Source organism: Kribbella sp. NPDC051137, assembly GCF_040682535.1.
In the GTDB taxonomy this organism is placed as follows: domain Bacteria; phylum Actinomycetota; class Actinomycetes; order Propionibacteriales; family Kribbellaceae; genus Kribbella; species Kribbella karoonensis.
In genome coordinates this window covers 526,727-543,407 of the sequence record NZ_JBFBBI010000004.1, presented here as the reverse complement: position 1 = coordinate 543,407, position 16,681 = coordinate 526,727, and the positions used below count along the sequence as shown (strand labels likewise).

Sequence of the window (16,681 nt, the reverse complement as noted above, 5' to 3'; positions counted from 1 at the left end):
GGCAGACACAATTACTGTTGAGGGAGACGATCATGAGGGTTCTGGTTTCTGGTGCGAGCGTGGCGGGGCCGTCGGTGGCGCTCTGGCTGGGGCGGGCGGGGCACGACGTGACGGTGGTGGAGATCGCCCCGGCGCTGCGGCAGGGCGGGTACGCCGTGGACTTCCGCGGCGAGGTGTTCACCTCGGTCCTGGAGCGGATGGGCGTGCTGGACGAGCTGCGGTCGCTGCAGACCGGCGGCAGCCCGATGCGGTTCGTGGACGAGTCTGGGCGGCGGCTGATGCGGCTGCCGGCCGAGTTTGCGGGCGGGGAGCTGGAGGTGCTGCGGGCCGACCTGTCGCGGGTGCTGTACGAGCACAGCCGCGCGAACGCGACGTACCGCTTCGGCGACTCGATCGCGGCGCTGGACGAGCACGCGGACGGGGTCGACGTACGCTTCGAGAGCGGGATCGAGGAGACGTACGACCTGGTCATCGGCGCCGACGGGATGCACTCGGTCGTCCGGCGGCTGGCCTGGGCGCCGGAGCAGGTGCTGGAGAAGCACCTGAACTACTACGTCGCCGGCTGGGAGGTGCCGAACACGCTCGGGATCTCCGGCGACTCGCTGATGTACAACGTGCCTGGGAAGCTCGCGAGCGTCGGCGCGGACCGCCGCGATCCCGGGCTGGCGCAGACGCTGTTCGTGTTCAAGTCGCCGGTGCTGCAGTACGACCGGCGGGACCTGGACCAGCAGAAGGCGATCGTCCGGGAGCAGTTCGAAGGGCTCGGCTGGCACGTGCCGGAGCTGCTCGAAGGGTTGCCCGCGGCAACCGAGTTGTACTTCGACTCGATCAGCCGGGTGCGGGTGGACCGCTGGTCGACCGAGCGGATCGTGCTGCTCGGCGACGCCGGGTACGGCGCGACGTTCGGCGCGCTCGGTACCGGTACTGCGGTGGTCGGTGCCTACGTGCTGGCGGCGGAGTTGGCCCGGGCGGACTTCCGGACCGCGTTCGACCGGTACGAGGCGCTGCTCCGGAAGGCGGTGTCGACGACCCAGGACGGCAGCCGGGCCGGCTCGTTCCTGGCGCCGGCCGGCCGGTTCGGGATCGCGAGCCGGAACTGGCTGCTGGACAAGCCCTTCGTCCTGAACCAGATGCTCAAGATGGCGCAGAACATGAGCGAACTCGTCGAGCTGCCCGACTACTCAGTCAAGGAGCGGAACCTTGTACAGGAATGACTCCCACGAGTCGGGCAGCCAGCCCGGCACGCCCAGCACGGCCAGGTAGAGCCACACGCCGACGGCCACGCAGCCGGAGAGGGCGACCGTTCCGAGCCCTTTCAGCCAGCCCGGCTGCTTGCCGGTCCAGGCGGTGAGCGCCTTCACCCAGTCCTTCACCCGGTACAGCAGCCGCTGCGCCCACTCGAACTCGCTGGCCAGTACGGCGAGACCCGCGATGAACAACGGGATCCCGCCCGGGCCCGGCAGCCAGCCGGTGAGCGGGGCGGCGACGAGCAACAGCCCGCCGAGCACGCCGACGCCGATGCGGTAGAACAGCAGCTTCCTCGGGTTCTCCCGGATCCGGCGCCGCCACTCCCACCGGTCGTCCGCAGCGTCCAGCGTGACGTTGTCGTCGGTGCGGTCGGGACTCTGTTTCTCGGCCACGCAGTCAGCCTACCCAGGCCTAGGTAGCGTTCGGGTTACCGAACTCCCAGTGCCACGGTTCCTCGCGGTTGCGGCCGGGCTCGGCCCAGGCGGGGTGTAGCCAGCCGTACGACGGGGCGTGCGCCTTCATCCAGTCGTACTGCGGGGTGTTGTACCTGTCGATCCCGCCGCACAGGTCGACCGCGACTCCCCAGCCGTGGTTCGACGTACCGGGAAGGGCGGCCAGCGAGGGCTTGCGCTGGTAGAGGCTGACCTGGGAGGTGTACGAGCGGTACGAGTCGGTGATGCACAGCGTCGTGCCGAACTGTGCGCGGTACGCCGCGGCGAGTTTCAGGTACGCCGTCGCGGCGTCGCAGCGGAGCATCTGGCCGGCGCCGATCGCGCAGAGCTTGCTCGCGGGGATCATGCCGTTGCTGTAACCGCCCCAGCCGGTGCTGGCGGACCCGGTCGCCAGGAACGGCATCGGATTCACCGGCTCGCCGCCGAGCCGGACCTCGAAGTGCAGGTGCGGGCCGGTCGTGTTGCCCTTGTCGCCGACAGCGCCGATCTGCTGGCCGGCCGTGACCCGCTGGCCGTCGGTGACGTCGACCCGGCTCAGGTGCGCGTACAGGGTCTCGAGGCCGTTGCCGTGGTCGATCCGGACCAGGTTGCCGGCCCACGCCGGGTGCTCGACCCGGACGACGCCGGACGTGACGGCGCGGACCGGCGTACCGATCGCGGCCGGGAAGTCCTGCCCGGTGTGCGTGCCGCTGGACCATTCGGAGCCCGACTGGCCGAACGGGGTGCCGATCTCGTACGTCTCGTCCGGCAGCGGCCAGGTCCAGGATCCGGAGCCGACGTCGTACGACGTGGCCGTGTTGCCGCAGCGGAACGCGTACGCGTCGGAGGTGGCGACCGGCGCGACCTGGGGCTTCGCCGGGGCGCCGAGCGTCGGACGCAGGGCGGCGTACAGGTTGTCCGGGACGGTGGTGACGACGACCGCGCCCTTGGACTCGTCGGCCGCGATCATCTCGCCGTCGTCGAGCGCGACGCCGATGTGCACGAGGCCGAGGGACTTGCTGCCCATCACGAGCAGGTCACCGGGCTGGATCTGGGTGGTCGGGACGGCCTGGTAGTCCGGGTACACCTTGCCGACCAGGTTCGGGAGGTTGGTGTACGGCTCCCAGGCGACGCGCGCGGCGCCGAGACAGCCGTACTTGTCGGGGCCGGTCGCGGCGACGCCGTACGGCTTGCCGATCAGGCTGAACGCCTGGTTGACCGCACGGATCGTCTCCGCGGACAGGACGCGCACCGTACGGCCGGCCGTGGTGACGGACGCGACGCCGGGGACGACGGCCCCACGGCGGGTGAGCGGCGCGAGGCCGGCCGGGAGCTTGCCCGGGTTCTTGAGCGCCGCGGCCGCCGGGGGAGTGATCTTCGCCGCGGTGAGTTCGGTGAGGTACGTCTTCCAGCGGGCGAGCGCCTGTGCGTCGCGGACCGTCTGGAGCTGCTGCGAGACCCCGGACGCCACGTCGAGGTCGACCGTCTGGTCGGCCATCGCGGCGGCCGCGGCGGCGGCCTTCTGCTGGACCTGCTTGCTCAGCTCCTGCGCCTTGGCGGCGGCTTCGTTCGCGGCGGTGCGCTTGGCGGTCGCGTCCGCCTTCAGCCGGTTCGTCTGCGCCTCGGCGGCCATCGCGGCGTTGTACTGCGCGACCTGGGTGCTACCGAGCCGGACGATCGCGGTCTGCCGGTCGGCGATCTCCTGGAGGTTCTCCGCGACCGGGGCGAGGGACCAGAGCATGGACTCGGTGCCCATCACGGTCGGGATGCCCAGCTGGTACGCCTGCGCGGTGAGCAGGCCGAGCTTGCGGCGCTCCTCGTCCGAGCGGCTCCTCGACGTACTCGCCGTGGCCTCGGCCTTCTTCGCGGCGGACTCGGCGGCCTGGGCCTCCTTGAGCGCCTTCGTATAGGCGATCGTGGCCTTGGCGAAGTCGGCCTGGACCGCGGCGGCCTCGGCCTGGAGCTGCTCGAGCGAGCGGTTCACGTCGGTCACGGAGGCAGGCGGCGGCTCGGAAGTCGCAGGCGTGGGGTCATCGGCGTACGCCGGTAGTGCAACGGCCGCCAACAGTGTGCCGAATGCTGCCCAACGCAGCCCTCGGCGTCTCCCCAGATCCATCCGTCCCCCATACAACTCGCCTCACGCGCGTGCCCAGCGTAGGCGCCGTACGGTCCTTACGGAACCCCGGTTAGCATTCACTTCATGGCCTCGCACTTTGACGTTGTTGTCCTCGGCGCCGGTCCCGGCGGGTACGTCGCGGCGATCCGCGCCGCCCAGCTCGGGCTCAAGACCGCCATCATCGAGAAGAAGTACTGGGGCGGTGTCTGCCTGAACGTGGGCTGCATCCCCTCCAAGGCGCTGCTGCGGAACGCCGAGCTGTCGCACATCTTCCGGACGGAGGCGAAGACCTTCGGTATCTCCGGTGAGGTGAGCTTCGACTTCCCGACCGCCGTGCAGCGCAGCCGGAAGGTCGCCGACGGCCGGGTCAAGGGCGTCCACTTCCTGATGAAGAAGAACAACATCACCGAGTTCGACGGCTGGGGCTCGTTCACCGACGCGAACACCCTGGACGTGACGCTGAACGACGGGTCCTCGGAGACCGTCACGTTCGGCTCCTGCATCGTGGCGACCGGCGCGACCACCAAGCTGCTGCCGGGCACCCAGCTGAGCGAGCGCGTGGTGACCTACGAGGAGCAGATCCTCACCGAGGAGCTGCCCGGCTCGATCGTGATCGCGGGCGCGGGTGCGATCGGTGTCGAGTTCGCGTACGTGCTGGCGAACTACGGCGTCAAGGTGACGATCGTCGAGTTCCTGGACCGGATGGTGCCGCTGGAGGACCCGGAGGTCTCCAAGGAGCTCGCGAAGGCGTACAAGAAGCTCGGTGTCGACGTACTGACGTCGACGCGGGTGGACTCGATCGACGACTCGGGCGCCTCGGTGAAGGTCACGGTGACCGGCAAGGACGGCGTACAGAAGACGATCGAGGCCGACAAGGTCCTGCAGGCGATCGGCTTCCAGCCGCGCGTCGACGGGTACGGCCTGGACAAGATCGGGGTCGCGCTGACCGAGCGCGGCGCGATCGCCGTGGACGGCTTCTGCCGGACCAACGTGCCGAACATCTTCGCGATCGGCGACGTGACCGCGAAGCTGATGCTCGCGCACGCGGCCGAGGCGATGGGCGTGATCGCCGCCGAGACGATCGCCGGGCACGAGACGATGGAGCTCGACTACGCGATGATCCCGCGGGCGACGTTCTGCCAGCCGCAGATCGCCAGCTTCGGGTACACCGAGGAGGAGGCCCGCAAGCTGGGCCACGACGTGAAGGTCGCGAAGTTCCCGTTCACCGCGAACGGCAAGGCCCACGGCCTCGGCGACCCGACCGGCTTCGTCAAGGTGATCAGCGACAGCAAGTACGGCGAACTCCTCGGCGCGCACCTGATCGGTCCGGAGGTGACCGAGCTGCTGCCGGAGCTGACGCTGGCGCAGAAGTGGGACCTGACCACCAAGGAGCTGGCCCGCAACGTGCACGCCCACCCGACGCTGAGCGAGGCCCTGCAGGAGGCCTTCCACGGCCTCGAAGGGCACATGATCAACTTCTGATCCGATTTCCCGAGCGGGCCGGTGTCGATCTGACCCCGGCCCGCTCGACGCTGGGGTATGACAAACCAACGCAAGGTCGTCGCGGCCTACTTCCTGTCCCTCGACGGCGTCGCCGAGAAGGCAAACGAGTTCCTCACCGGCTGGGACGACGAGACCGACGCCGCCGGCCAGCAGTTGATCACCACTCAGGACACCGTTTTGCTGGGTCGTCGCACGTACGACGAATGGGCCGGCTACTGGCCGACCAGCGACGTCGAACCGTTCGCGTCCTTCGTGAACGCGGCGCCGAAGTACGTCGCCACCTCCACCCCGCTCGACGACGCATGGGCCAACTCCCACGCGATCACCGGAGACCTTGCCGACTTCGTCCGCGACCTGAAGTCCCGGCCCGGCGGCGACATCGGCATCCACGGCAGCATCTCCGTCACCCGGTCGCTCCTCACCGCGGGCCTGGTCGACGAGCTCCACCTGGTCATCGCCCCCACCGTCGTCGGCACCGGCCAGCAGCTCCTCGCCTCTCTCGGCCCCCTCAAACTAGAGACAATCCACGGCACAAAAACCCCGGCCGGCCACATCCTCGCCGACTACCGCGTGCTCCACTAGGTTCCCGCGCCGCAGCGTGACACCCCCCGCCCAGCACCCGGCCGGGCAGATCCACCACTCGTCTTTGTGCACCGGATCCGCGCCGCCGGGCCGAATCTGCACGGATCTCATGCACAAAGTGACCTCGGACCAGCGGCCTGGTCGGCTACTGCGTGGTCCACTAGGTGGGTCCGGCGCGTTCTTGCCGGGTGAGGTTGATCAGCGGTTGGACGGGTCGCCCAGGACGGGCTTGACGTCGACGATCGGGGTGCCGTCGAGGGCCTCGAGGTCGTTGACGTGGAGGCGGAGGTCGCCGGTTCCCAGCACGGTGACGCGGTGCAGGCCGAGGGGATTGGGGCGGTCGGGGGAGCGGGTGGAGAACACACCGGTCGGCGGGCGGGTCGTGTCTCCTCGGGGGTGGACCTTGACGACGTCGCGATCCGCTCGATCGAACCAGCTGATCAGGATCAGTTCGTCGCCGGGGGCAACGTCCGCGAGCGCCTCCCGGACGGACGGGTCGAACACGACCCAGGCATCCGGCGCCCCCTCGTCGCCTTGCCGCGGAGCATCCGCCCGCTCCCGTAGGGCCGACTCGACTCGCCCGATCGCACGTACAACAAGATCGTCCACCGCTGCAGTCTCCCAGTTCGGCCGGAGGCTGGGAAACAGCTCGCTACGCAAGGTCAGCGGGGTAGCGGTAGATCGTCTGGAGCGGCTCGCCCGGCGTGTGGACGTGGAGGGCGAGCCCGGGGTGGGCGTGGGGGTCGGTGAGGGAGCCCGTTGAGGGCTCGAACGGGAGGCGGACGGCGGAGCGGATTCCTGGTGCGCCCAGGACAGGGTGGCCCGCGAAGCTGCTGGTGATCGCGTTGTGAACGTGACCGGTCAGCAGCGCGGTCACGGGTTTGCCGGTCAGGACCGCTGCCAGCGCGTCGGGGTTCTCCAGCTTCCACTGGTCCATGACGGGGTGGTGGAGCACGAACGGCGGGTGGTGCATCGCGACGAAAGTCGGCCCGTCGAACGACTCGCCGAGGATGCCATCGAGCCAGGCGAGGGACTCGTCGGACAGGTAGCCGTGGTCCTCGCCTTCGACCGTGGAGTCGACGAGAACGAACCGGGCCGGACCGACCTCGCGGACCTGGTGGACGGGGTGGCCGTGGCCGGGGGCGGTGACGAGCGCGCGGAACGGCGTACTGATGTCGTGGTTGCCCGGCAGGACCAGCGTCGGTACGTCGAAGGTCAGCTCCCGCGCGATCTCGACGTACTCCTCCGGCAACCCGTGATCCGCCAGATCACCGGTGACCAGTACGACGTCCACGGACGACGAGCGCACGTACGACGTGATCAGCCGGAGCCGGTCCCGTGCCTCCTCGGAGCCGTCGAGGTGCGGGTCACTGAGGTGCGCGATCACGTACATGTCAGCACATTAGGGCATGTCCTCACTTCTCCGAGAACGGACGGCTGGTGGCCGGTGGTGAACGCCCGCTTACGGCGCGGTGACGCGCCGGGTGGGGACTTGGTCCGGACCGGGCGGTCTGAGAGATTTAGCGGCATGGCTGAACAGGTTGACGTGGTCGTTGTCGGGCTCGGCGTGGGCGGGGAGGAGGCCGCCGGGCGGCTGGCGCAGGCCGGGTCGCGGGTGGTCGGGATCGAGTCCCGGCTGGTCGGCGGCGAGTGCCCGTACTACGGGTGCATCCCGAGCAAGATGATGATCCGGGCCGCGAACCTGATCGCCGAGACCCGCCGCGTCGAGGGCATCGCCGGTACGTCGACCGTGCAGCCGGACTGGACGCCGGTCGCCAAGCGGATCCGCGAGGAGGCCACCGACACCTGGAACGACCAGGTCGCCGTCGACCGCCTGGTCGGCAAGGGCGCGACCGTGATCAAGGACGTCGCGACCGTCACCGGGCCGAACACGGTCCGCGCCGGCGACACCGAGTACGAGGCGGCCCGCGGCATCGTGATCGCCACCGGCACGGTCCCGTCGATCCCGCCGATCGACGGCCTCGCCGGTACGCCGTACTGGACGAACCGCGAGGCGATCGAGGTGGAGACGCTGCCGGCGTCGCTGCTGATCCTCGGCGGCGGCGCGATCGGGATGGAGCTGGCACAGGTGTTCGCGCGCTTCGGCGTCCAGGTCACCGTGATCGAGGGCGCTCCCGAGGTGCTGGCGATGGAGGAGCCGGAGTCCGGCGCACTCGCCCGCGAGGCGCTGGAGCGCGACGGTGTGACCTTCCGCCGGGGCGCGCACGCGAAGCAGGTCGGGTACGCCGCCGGCGCGTTCACCGTGACGCTCGACGACGGCAGCACGGCCACCGGCGAGAAGTTGCTGGTGGCAACGGGCCGCCGGGTGGCGACCGCCGACCTCGGCCTGGACAAGCTCGGCCTGGACCCGGCGGCGCGCCGGATCGAGGTCGACGAGCACGTGCGGGCCGCCGACAAGGTGTGGGCCGTCGGCGACGTGACCGGCGTCGGGGCCTTCACCCACAACGCCATGTACCAGGCCGACATCGCCGTCCGCGACATCCTGCGGGAGCCGGACGCGCCGACCGCGAGCTACCACGCGATGCCACGGGTGACGTTCACCGACCCGGAGATCGGCGCGGTCGGGCTGACCGAGAAGCAGGCCCGCGACGCCGGGCTGAACGTCCGCACCGGCTCGACGCAGATCCCGGCCTCGTCCCGCGGCTGGATCCACAAGGCCGGCAACGAGGGCTTCATCAAGGTCGTGCTGGACGCCGACCGGGGCGTACTGGTGGGTGCGACGAGTGCGGGCCCGACCGGCGGCGAGGTGCTGAGTGCGCTCGCGGTGGCCGTACACGCCGCCGTCCCGGTGAAGGTCCTGCGGCAGATGATCTACGCGTACCCGACGTTCCACCGGGCGATCAGCGAGGCATTGAAGGAGTTGTGAGCTCGCTTGTTGCGATCCGGTCGCAAATAGATCAAGAATGTCGGCGTGCATGTACCTGACGGCTTCTTCGACGCCCCCACGTCCGTCGCCACCGGCCTGATCGCCGCCGGGGCGGTCGGTGTCAGCCTGCAACGGGCGAGCCGCGAGCTCCGCGAGACCGGTCCGGCGCTGGCCGGGCTGAGCGCGGCGTTCGTGTTCGCCGTGCAGATGGTGAACTTCCCGGTCGGTGCGGGCACCAGCGGCCATCTGCTCGGCGGCGCGCTGGCGGCGGCGCTGGTCGGGCCGTGGACCGCCGTGCTCGTGATGTCCACGGTGCTGCTGGTGCAGGGCCTGCTGTTCGCGGACGGCGGGCTGACCGCGCTGGGGACGAACATCACGCTGATGGGCCTGATCACGGTCCTCGTCGGGTACGTCGTCACGCGTGCGCTGCTGAAGGTGCTGCCGCGGCGCGCCGGCAGCGTCGTACCGGCGACGACGGTCGGCGCGCTGGTGTCTGTCCCGGTCGCGGCGCTGGCGTTCACCGGGCTGTACGCGATCGGCGGGGCGGTGGACATCCCGCCGGCCAAGCTCGCGACCGCGATGGTCGGCTGGCACGTCCTGGTCGGCATCGGCGAGGCGGTTATCACGGCGGCCGTTCTGAGTGCGGTGGTCGCGACCCGGCCGGACCTCGTGTACGCCGCCCGGCACCTGCGGCAGGACCTCGTCCTGGTCGATGCCGACGGCAACAGGTCGACGGTGTCGCCGGACCGTCCGATCGCCGCGAGGCCGACGGGTCGCCCGCTGGGGGTCGGAATCGCGGTCACTCTGCTGGTCGCGGGCGGGCTGAGCCTGTTCGCGAGCGCGCATCCCGACGGGCTCGAGTTCGTCGGCGCGAAGCTCGGGTTCGAGAGCGCCGCGAAGGACTCGGCGGTGGCGGGCAGCCCGCTGGCCGACTACGGCGTGCACGGGATCGGCAACGCGCAGGTGTCCGGCGCGCTGGCCGGGATCATCGGCGTCCTGGTGACGATCGTCGTCGGCCTCGCGATCGCCAAGCTGGCCTCGCTGCGGACCAACCGGGCGTCATGAGCGGCGACGGCCTGCTGGTCGCGGTGGACAGTCCGGTGCACCGGATGCCGGCGCAGGTGAAGCTCGTCGCGTTGTTCGTCTTCGTGCTGGCGGTCGTGTCCACCCCGGCCGCGATCTTCTGGGCCTTCGGGGTGTACGGCGGGTTGCTGGTCGGCGCTGTGGTCGCGGCGAAACTGCCCGCGGCCGTGGTACTCCGGCGGCTCGCGGTGGAGACGCCGTTCCTCGTGTTCGCGCTGCTGCTCCCGTTCGTTGCCGCCGGCCCGCGGATCGACGTACTCGGCCTGCACCTGTCGGCGTCCGGCGTACTCGGCGCGTGGAACGTGCTGGCGAAGGGCACGCTCGGCGTGGTCGCGGCGATCCTGCTGTCGGCGACGACCGCGCCGCGCGACCTGCTCGCCGGTCTCGAACGGCTGCGGCTCCCGGCGACGCTGGTGGCGATCCTGTCGTTCATGGTGCGGTACCTGAGCGTGGTGTCGGACGACCTGCACCGGATGCGGGTAGCCCGCGAGTCCCGCGGGTACACGGGCGGCCGGGCCGGTCATCTGAAGGCCGTGGCCTGGGGAGTCGGATCGTTGTTCGTCCGCAGCTTCGAGCGCGGCGAACGGGTGCACTTGGCGATGCGGTCCCGCGGGTACACCGGGCGGATGCCGCTGCTCAGCGCCGAGGGTGCGTCGAGTGCCCAGTGGATCGAGGGTTTGGCGGTCTCCCTGCTCGCCGTCGCGATCGCGGTCGCGGCTAGGGTGGTGGCCTTGTGAGCGGTCCCGCGATTCAGGTCGAACGTCTGGTGTTCGCCTACCCGGACGGGCGGCAGGCGCTGTACGGCGTCGACTTCACCGTCCAGCCGGGCGAACGGGTCGCGCTGCTCGGGCCGAACGGCGCGGGCAAGACCACGCTGGTGCTGCACCTGAACGGCATCCTCGGCTCGGTGGCCGGCGGCACCGGCAGCGGCCGGATCCAGATCGGCGGCACCGCCGTACACCGCGACCACCTGACCGCGATCCGCCGCAAGGTCGGCCTGGTCTTCCAGGACCCGGACGACCAGCTCTTCATGCCGACGGTCCGCGACGACGTCGCGTTCGGCCCCGCGAACCTCGGCCTCCGCGGCGCGGAACTGGACGCCCGCGTCCACGAGGCGCTGGTCCAGGTAGGCATGCAGGACCACGCCGACCTCGCACCCCACCACCTGTCCTTCGGCCAGCGCCGCCGCGTCGCGGTCGCCACGGTCCTGGCGATGCGCCCCGAGGTGCTGGTCCTCGACGAGCCCTCCAGCAACCTCGACCCCGCCGCCCGCCGCGAACTCGCCGACATCCTCGCGGGCCTCGACGTCACGCTGCTGATGATCACCCACGACCTCCCGTACGCCCTCCAGCTCTGCGAACGCAGCCTCCTGATGAACAACGGCCGGATCATCGCCGACGGCGCCACCCGCGACCTGCTCGGCGACCCGGAGCTGATGGCCGCGAACCGGCTCGAACTGCCGTACGGTTTCGACCCACTGTCCGTCGCAGGACCGGAGCGCCCGTGAAGATCACCGCAGTCCACGTAGACGTCACCTCCGAGCCGAAGGCGCATCCGGTGCGGGATGCGATCCAGCTGCTCGACCGGGACGGGGTCACGCGGGTGCGGATCGAGACCGACGAGGGCGTGACCGGGGAGAGTACGACGTACTTCGGACGCGTCGCCTCGTCGCCGGCGGTGCTGGCGAAGATCGTGGAGGAGCAGCTCGCCCCGGTGATCGTGGGGGAGGACCCGTCCCTGATCCGCGGGATCCGCGAGCGGCTGCGGGAGCTGACCGACTACCAGGGATCGGCGGGGTTGTCGGCGTACGGGATGTCCGCGATCGACCAGGCGTTGTGGGACCTGCTCGGGAAGTCGCTCGGGGTGCCGGTGTGGAAGTTGCTCGGGGCGCGGTGGCCGGCGATCCCGGCGTACGCGATGGTGGGCTGGCTCGAGCTGGACGTCGCGGGGCTCGAGCGGATGTCGGCGCGGGCGATGGAACAGGGCTTCCGCGGCGTGAAGATGAAGGTCGGCGGCGGCCCGTTGACCGAGGACGTGCGGCGGATCAAGGCGGTCCGCACCGTCATCGGTCCGGACGCGCCGCTGATGGTCGACGCGAACCAGGCCTTCGGGTACGCCGAGGCGCTGCGGCGCGGGCGGGCGTACGAGGACCTGGACTGCCGGTGGTTCGAGGAGCCGCTGCCGGCGGGGGACACGGACGGTCACGTGCGGCTGGCGGAGAAGCTGGACATCCCGATCGCGACCGGCGAGAACCGGTACGGTCAGGCGGCGTTCCGGGACCTGCTCGCGCGCGGTGGCGTCGGCGTCGTCCAGCCTGACCTGCGCCGCGCCGGCGGGGTGACGGACTGTCTGGAGATCGGGTTGGCGGCGGCCGGGTTCGGGGTGCCGTACGCGTCGCACGGCGGCGGGGCGCACATCCACGTGCTGGCTGCGTTGCCGAACACGATCTATGTGGAGAGCGGGCTGCTGCCCGAAGGTGCCGAGCTCGTCGACGGCTGTTATCCCTTGCCCACGGCACCGGGACTGTCGGCTAGTTGGTGACCGTCACCGGGAATCCACGGTGAATTTGTTACCAGGCCCTTGTGTGTTACTCACCGGTCAGCGAAGGTGACGTTGAGTACTTCAGTCGCCACACTTCGCCCCCAAAGGTGGTCCGCCCATGAAGTCCATCGCCAGTCTGCTCTCCGCCGCGGCCCTCGGCGCGGCGTCCCTGCTGATCCCGGGCGTCGCGCACGCCGCGGCCCCGAACTACGTCGCACTGGGTGACTCGTACGCCTCCGGCGTCGGCACCCGGACCTACATCTCCTCCAGCGGGTCCTGCCAGCGGTCGACGTACGCCTACGCGTACATCGACGCCAACCGGATCGGCGCCAACCTGACGTTCGTCGCCTGCTCCGGGGCGAAGGTCGCCGATGTCACCGCGAACCAGTTGCCGTCGGTGACGAGCGCGGCCGACATCGTCTCGGTGCAGGTCGGCGGCAACGACGCCAACTTCTCCTCGGTCATCACGACCTGCGCGGAGCCCTCGTGGCTCGGTGACTGCAACAGCGCGGTCGCGGGTGCGCAGTCGATCATCAACAACACGCTGCCCGGGCGGCTGAACAGCCTGTACGCGTCGATCAAGAGCCGTGCCTCGTCCGCGAAGGTCGTCGTGGTCGGGTACCCGCGACTGTTCAACGGCACCGACTGCAACGCCGGCACGTTCTTCAGCGCCGACGAGATGACCAAGCTGAACGCGACCGCGGACCTGCTGAACTCGAAGATCGCAGCGGCGGCGAGCGCGGCCGGCTTCGCGTTCGTGAACCCGACGTCGGCGTTCATCGGGCACGCGGTCTGCGGCAGCCCGGAGTGGATCAACGGCCTGTCGAACCCGGTCAGCGAGTCGTACCACCCGAACGTCAGCGGCCAGGCGGCGTACGCCAACCTGGTGCAGCCCGCGCTCTGACCCGAACCGCACAGGTGCCGCCTCCCGGGCGGCACCTGTGCCATTCGTGCCGTTCCGGGATGCGGAACCGGCGAGTTCGTGGTGTCATGCAGGGGTGGCGAGGAAGTCCGTCGACTGGTTGCTGGCGGCCAGGATGCAGGCCAACTGCCTCGCGCGTCCGGTGAACGAGGCCGGCCCCGGAGGGGTGGCCGACGTCGTACGCCGGACGGGGGGACTCCAGGCGCAGACCTGGCGGGCCGCGGCGTACGCCGTCCGCGCCCGGTCCACCGCCACCACCCTCGCCGACGTGACGTACGCGCAGGTCACGGACCGCTCCGTCGTCCGCGGCTGGTTCATGCGCGGCACGCTGCAGCTCGTCGCGACCGAGGACGCCGGCCCGTTGCTCGGCCTGCTCGGCGCCCACCAGATCAAGGCCACCGAACGCCGGTACGCCGAACTGGGTCTGCCCGAACGCACCCGCTCGGCGGCCTCCGACGTACTGGAAGAACATCTGTTGCGGCACGGCCCGTCAACGCGCGCCGAACTGGCCGACGTACTGGTCCGGGCCGGGCTGATCCCGCAACCGAAGGGGCAGGCCGTCTACGCGCTCATCCGGTACGCCGGACTCATCGGCAGGCTGTGCTACGGGCCCGGCGACACCTGGGTGGCGGTGAGCGACTGGCTGGGCAAACCCCTCGTCCTGGAAGGCGACCTCGAAGCTGTCGCCCACCGCTACCTGACCGCCTACGGCCCGGCCACGGCCCGCGACTTCGCCACCTGGGCCGGGCTGCCGGTCCCGCAGGCCCGCCGTGCGATCACATCCGTGGGTACCACGACCTTCGAGGTCGAGAGCACCGAGCTGTACGCCGTCGAGGACCTGCCGGGCTGCCAGGACGTCCGGATGCTCGGCGAGTTCGACGCGTACCTGCTCGGGTACCAGAACCGGTTCCAGGAGCTGCCCAAGTCGATCTTCCCCGGCGGCGGCATGCTCAGCCCGGCGGTGATCCGGGCCGGCCGGGCGATCGGCGCGTGGAAACACGCCGACCTCTCGACCGACCTGTTCGAACCGGCGGACCTAACCGACGAGCTCGCCGACCTCGCGCGGTTCTGACACGTACTTGCGGAGGTGTTCCGCGGTCACCGTCGGACTGCTCTCCACCAGATCGGCCGGCGTACCGGTGAAGACGACCTGACCGCCGGCGTGCCCGGCGCCCGGACCGATGTCGATCAGCCAGTCGGCGTGGGCCATCACCGCCTGGTGGTGCTCGATCACGATCACCGTGTTGCCCTCGTCGACGAGGTGGTCGAGCATGCCGAGCAGCTTGTCGACGTCGGCCAGATGCAGACCGGTGGTCGGCTCGTCGAGGATGTAGATCGACCCGGTTCGACCCATGTTGATGGCCAGCTTGAGCCGCTGCCGTTCACCGCCGGACAGCGTCGTCAGCGGCTGCCCGAGCCCGATGTACTCCAGCCCGACCGTCGCCAACCGGTCCAGGATCTTCCGCGCCGTACCCGTCGGGAAGAAGTCACGGGCCTCCGCGACCGTCATCCGCAGGACCTCGCTGATGTTCTTCCCGCGCAACCGGTAGCCGAGCACCTCCGCCGTGAAGCGAGCACCGTTGCAGTCCTCGCACACCGACGCGACCTCGGCCATCATCGCGAGATCCGTGTAGACCAGCCCGATGCCCTTGCAGGTGGGGCAGGCGCCGACCGAGTTCGCGCTGAACAGACCGGGCTTCACCTTGTTCGCCTTGGCGAACTCGGCCCGGATCGGATCCAGCAGACCCGTGTACGTCGCCGGGTTGCTCCGCCTGGACCCGCGGATCGGCTCCTGCCCCGCGATGATCACGCCGTCCCGGCCGGCCAGCGAGCCATGGATCAGCGAGCTCTTCCCGGAGCCCGCGACGCCGGTCACCGCGGTCAGTACGCCGAGCGGTACGTCGACACTGACGTCCCGCAGGTTGTGCAGCGTCGCGTTCGTGATCGCGAGCTGTCCGCTGGGACGTCGTACGTCGTCGCGCACGCTCACCCGGTGATCGAGGTACTGCCCGGTCAAGGTCCCGGACGTCTTCAGCCCGGCGACGTCGCCCGCATAGCAGAGCCGCCCGCCGGCCATGCCCGCGCCAGGTCCGAGGTCGACGACGTGGTCGGCGATCCGGATCGTCTCCGGTTTGTGCTCGACGACGAGGACCGTGTTGCCCTTGTCCCGCAACTGCAGGAGCAGGTCGTTCATCTGCTGGATGTCGTGCGGATGCAGCCCCACTGTCGGCTCGTCGAACACGTACGTGACGTCACTGAGGCTCGACCCGAGATGCCGGACCAGCTTCACCCGTTGCGCCTCGCCGCCGGACAGCGTCGACGACTCCCGGTCCAGTGACAGGTACCCGAGCCCGATCGTCACGAACGAGTCCAGCAGCTGCCGCAACCCGTCGAGCATCGGGCCGACTCCGGAGTGCTTGACCTTGGCAACGAACTCGGCCAGATCGCTGATCTGCATCGCCGAGCACTCGCCGATCGTCCGCCCGTCCACGGTCACCGCCCGGGCCGCCGCGTTCAGCCGTACGCCGCGGCACTCCGGGCAGGTGTCCTGCCGGATGGCGCGCTCGGCGAACGCCCGCGCGTGGCTCTGCATCGACTGCGGGTCCTTGCTCAGGTACTGCCGTTTGAGCTTGCTGACCAGCCCTTCGAAGGTGAGATTGCTCTTCCCGACCCGGACCTTCGTCGGCTCCTGGTACAGGAACCGCTGCCACACCTCGTCCGGGTAGTCCCGCAGCGGGAGGTCCGGGTCGAACAGCCCCGACCGCGCGATCAGCTGCCACGGCCAGCTGTCGATGGCGTAGCCAGGGGCCTTGATCGGGCCTTGGTTGAGGCTCTTCTCGCGGTCCACCAGTTCGTCGAGGTCGAACTCCGTGGTCCGGCCGAGGCCTTCGCACAGCGGGCACATGCCCTCGGCGCGGTTGAAGCTGAACACCGACGGCGGCCCGGCGTACGGCGTGCCCGCGCGGCTGAACAGCACCCGGAGCATGGTGTGCGCGTCGGTCGCCGTACCGACGGTGGAGCGGGCGTTCGCGCCGATGCGTTCCTGGTCGACGACGATCGCGGCGGACAGGTTCTGCAGGGCGTCGACGTCCGGGCGGCCGAGACTCGGCATGAAGTTCTGGACGAACGCGGTGTAGGTCTCGTTGATCAGCCGCTGCGACTCGGCCGCGACGGTGTCGAAGACGAGTGAGGACTTGCCGGAACCGGAGACCCCGGTGAAGACGGTGAGCCGGCGTTTCGGGATGTCGAGCGAGACACCGGCGAGATTGTTCTCCCGGGCGCCGCGCACCTGGATGACGTCATGGCTGTCAGCAGGAAACATCCTTCAATGGTGTCATTGAAGCGGTCGTAAGAACTTTGCTCGTCGA

At 70.0% G+C, this 16,681-nt stretch carries 15 protein-coding genes; 10 read left to right on the top strand and 5 right to left on the bottom strand.

Annotated elements, in window-relative coordinates:
* The first annotated feature begins 32 nt into the window (after positions 1 to 32).
* A complete protein-coding gene (locus AB0M51_RS23835) occupies positions 33 to 1,214 on the top strand; it encodes an FAD-dependent monooxygenase (RefSeq protein WP_344195287.1) in 1,182 nt (393 codons plus the stop codon).
* On the opposite strand, the gene AB0M51_RS23830 is transcribed toward AB0M51_RS23835, so the two are convergent.
* The gene (locus AB0M51_RS23830) at positions 1,182 to 1,640 is read right to left on the bottom strand and encodes a PGPGW domain-containing protein (RefSeq protein ID WP_344195289.1); all 459 of its coding nucleotides are present in this window, start codon (positions 1,638 to 1,640) and stop codon (positions 1,182 to 1,184) included. The genes AB0M51_RS23835 and AB0M51_RS23830 overlap by 33 nt on opposite strands.
* A 19-nt stretch (positions 1,641 to 1,659) precedes the next feature.
* Positions 1,660 to 3,672 carry a peptidoglycan DD-metalloendopeptidase family protein gene (locus AB0M51_RS23825; RefSeq protein ID WP_363750437.1) on the bottom strand — a complete coding sequence of 671 codons (2,013 nt, stop codon included), beginning with the start codon at positions 3,670 to 3,672 and terminating at the stop codon, positions 1,660 to 1,662.
* Between the two features lie 207 nt (positions 3,673 to 3,879).
* On the opposite strand from AB0M51_RS23825, the gene lpdA reads away from it, so the two are divergent.
* Together lpdA and AB0M51_RS23815 are read left to right on the top strand one after the other, a co-directional pair.
* Positions 3,880 to 5,277 carry a dihydrolipoyl dehydrogenase gene (gene lpdA / locus AB0M51_RS23820; protein ID WP_344195293.1) on the top strand — a complete coding sequence of 466 codons (1,398 nt, stop codon included), beginning with the start codon at positions 3,880 to 3,882 and terminating at the stop codon, positions 5,275 to 5,277.
* A gap of 57 nt (positions 5,278 to 5,334) precedes the next feature.
* Positions 5,335 to 5,880, top strand: a complete 546-nt coding sequence (locus tag AB0M51_RS23815) for a dihydrofolate reductase family protein (protein WP_344195295.1) — start codon at positions 5,335 to 5,337, stop codon at positions 5,878 to 5,880.
* Positions 5,881 to 6,078: 198 nt separating this feature from the next.
* Here AB0M51_RS23815 and tsaA read toward each other — a convergent pair whose 3' ends face one another.
* Positions 6,079 to 6,489, bottom strand: coding sequence for a tRNA (N6-threonylcarbamoyladenosine(37)-N6)-methyltransferase TrmO (tsaA, locus tag AB0M51_RS23810; protein ID WP_344195297.1), 411 nt, complete (start codon positions 6,487 to 6,489; stop codon positions 6,079 to 6,081).
* Positions 6,490 to 6,532: 43 nt separating this feature from the next.
* Entirely contained in the window at positions 6,533 to 7,273 is a 741-nt protein-coding gene (locus tag AB0M51_RS23805; RefSeq protein WP_344195299.1) for a metallophosphoesterase, read from the bottom strand.
* Between the two features lie 135 nt (positions 7,274 to 7,408).
* Here AB0M51_RS23805 and AB0M51_RS23800 point away from each other — a divergent pair, with 135 nt between their 5' ends.
* From AB0M51_RS23800 to AB0M51_RS23770, 7 genes are all read left to right on the top strand, one after another.
* The gene (locus AB0M51_RS23800) at positions 7,409 to 8,767 is read left to right on the top strand and encodes an NAD(P)/FAD-dependent oxidoreductase (protein WP_344195303.1); all 1,359 of its coding nucleotides are present in this window, start codon (positions 7,409 to 7,411) and stop codon (positions 8,765 to 8,767) included.
* A gap of 45 nt (positions 8,768 to 8,812) precedes the next feature.
* Positions 8,813 to 9,832 (top strand): energy-coupling factor ABC transporter permease, encoded by a 1,020-nt coding sequence (locus AB0M51_RS23795; protein WP_344195305.1) that lies wholly within the window; start codon positions 8,813 to 8,815, stop codon positions 9,830 to 9,832.
* A complete protein-coding gene (gene cbiQ / locus AB0M51_RS23790; protein WP_344195307.1) occupies positions 9,829 to 10,587 on the top strand; it encodes a cobalt ECF transporter T component CbiQ in 759 nt (252 codons plus the stop codon). Before AB0M51_RS23795 ends, cbiQ begins: the two co-directional genes overlap by 4 nt.
* Positions 10,584 to 11,357, top strand: coding sequence for an ABC transporter ATP-binding protein (locus AB0M51_RS23785; RefSeq protein WP_344195309.1), 774 nt, complete (start codon positions 10,584 to 10,586; stop codon positions 11,355 to 11,357). The genes cbiQ and AB0M51_RS23785 overlap by 4 nt, the downstream gene beginning before the upstream one ends.
* Positions 11,354 to 12,391 carry a mandelate racemase/muconate lactonizing enzyme family protein gene (locus AB0M51_RS23780; protein WP_344195311.1) on the top strand — a complete coding sequence of 346 codons (1,038 nt, stop codon included), beginning with the start codon at positions 11,354 to 11,356 and terminating at the stop codon, positions 12,389 to 12,391. The genes AB0M51_RS23785 and AB0M51_RS23780 overlap by 4 nt, the downstream gene beginning before the upstream one ends.
* 118 nt (positions 12,392 to 12,509) lie before the next feature.
* Positions 12,510 to 13,295 carry an SGNH/GDSL hydrolase family protein gene (locus AB0M51_RS23775; protein WP_344195313.1) on the top strand — a complete coding sequence of 262 codons (786 nt, stop codon included), beginning with the start codon at positions 12,510 to 12,512 and terminating at the stop codon, positions 13,293 to 13,295.
* A 94-nt stretch (positions 13,296 to 13,389) separates the two neighbouring features.
* Entirely contained in the window at positions 13,390 to 14,385 is a 996-nt protein-coding gene (locus AB0M51_RS23770; protein ID WP_344195315.1) for a winged helix DNA-binding domain-containing protein, read from the top strand.
* Here AB0M51_RS23770 and AB0M51_RS23765 read toward each other — a convergent pair.
* On the bottom strand, positions 14,350 to 16,635 hold the full coding sequence (locus AB0M51_RS23765; RefSeq protein WP_344195317.1) for an excinuclease ABC subunit UvrA: 2,286 nt from the start codon (positions 16,633 to 16,635) through the stop codon (positions 14,350 to 14,352). The genes AB0M51_RS23770 and AB0M51_RS23765 overlap by 36 nt on opposite strands.
* Positions 16,636 to 16,681: the final 46 nt, after the last annotated feature.

What these genes read in the sequence shown, in the direction of transcription:
- AB0M51_RS23835 (WP_344195287.1), top strand. Translation starts at nt 33, where the DNA reads ATGAGGGTTCTGGTTTCTGGTGCGAGCGTGGCGGGGCCGTCGGTGGCG.
- lpdA (WP_344195293.1), top strand. Translation starts at nt 3,880, where the DNA reads ATGGCCTCGCACTTTGACGTTGTTGTCCTCGGCGCCGGTCCCGGCGGG.
- AB0M51_RS23815 (WP_344195295.1), top strand. Translation starts at nt 5,335, where the DNA reads ATGACAAACCAACGCAAGGTCGTCGCGGCCTACTTCCTGTCCCTCGAC.
- AB0M51_RS23805 (WP_344195299.1), bottom strand. Translation starts at nt 7,273, where the DNA reads ATGTACGTGATCGCGCACCTCAGTGACCCGCACCTCGACGGCTCCGAG.
- AB0M51_RS23800 (WP_344195303.1), top strand. Translation starts at nt 7,409, where the DNA reads ATGGCTGAACAGGTTGACGTGGTCGTTGTCGGGCTCGGCGTGGGCGGG.
- cbiQ (WP_344195307.1), top strand. Translation starts at nt 9,829, where the DNA reads ATGAGCGGCGACGGCCTGCTGGTCGCGGTGGACAGTCCGGTGCACCGG.
- AB0M51_RS23775 (WP_344195313.1), top strand. Translation starts at nt 12,510, where the DNA reads ATGAAGTCCATCGCCAGTCTGCTCTCCGCCGCGGCCCTCGGCGCGGCG.
- AB0M51_RS23765 (WP_344195317.1), bottom strand. Translation starts at nt 16,635, where the DNA reads ATGTTTCCTGCTGACAGCCATGACGTCATCCAGGTGCGCGGCGCCCGG.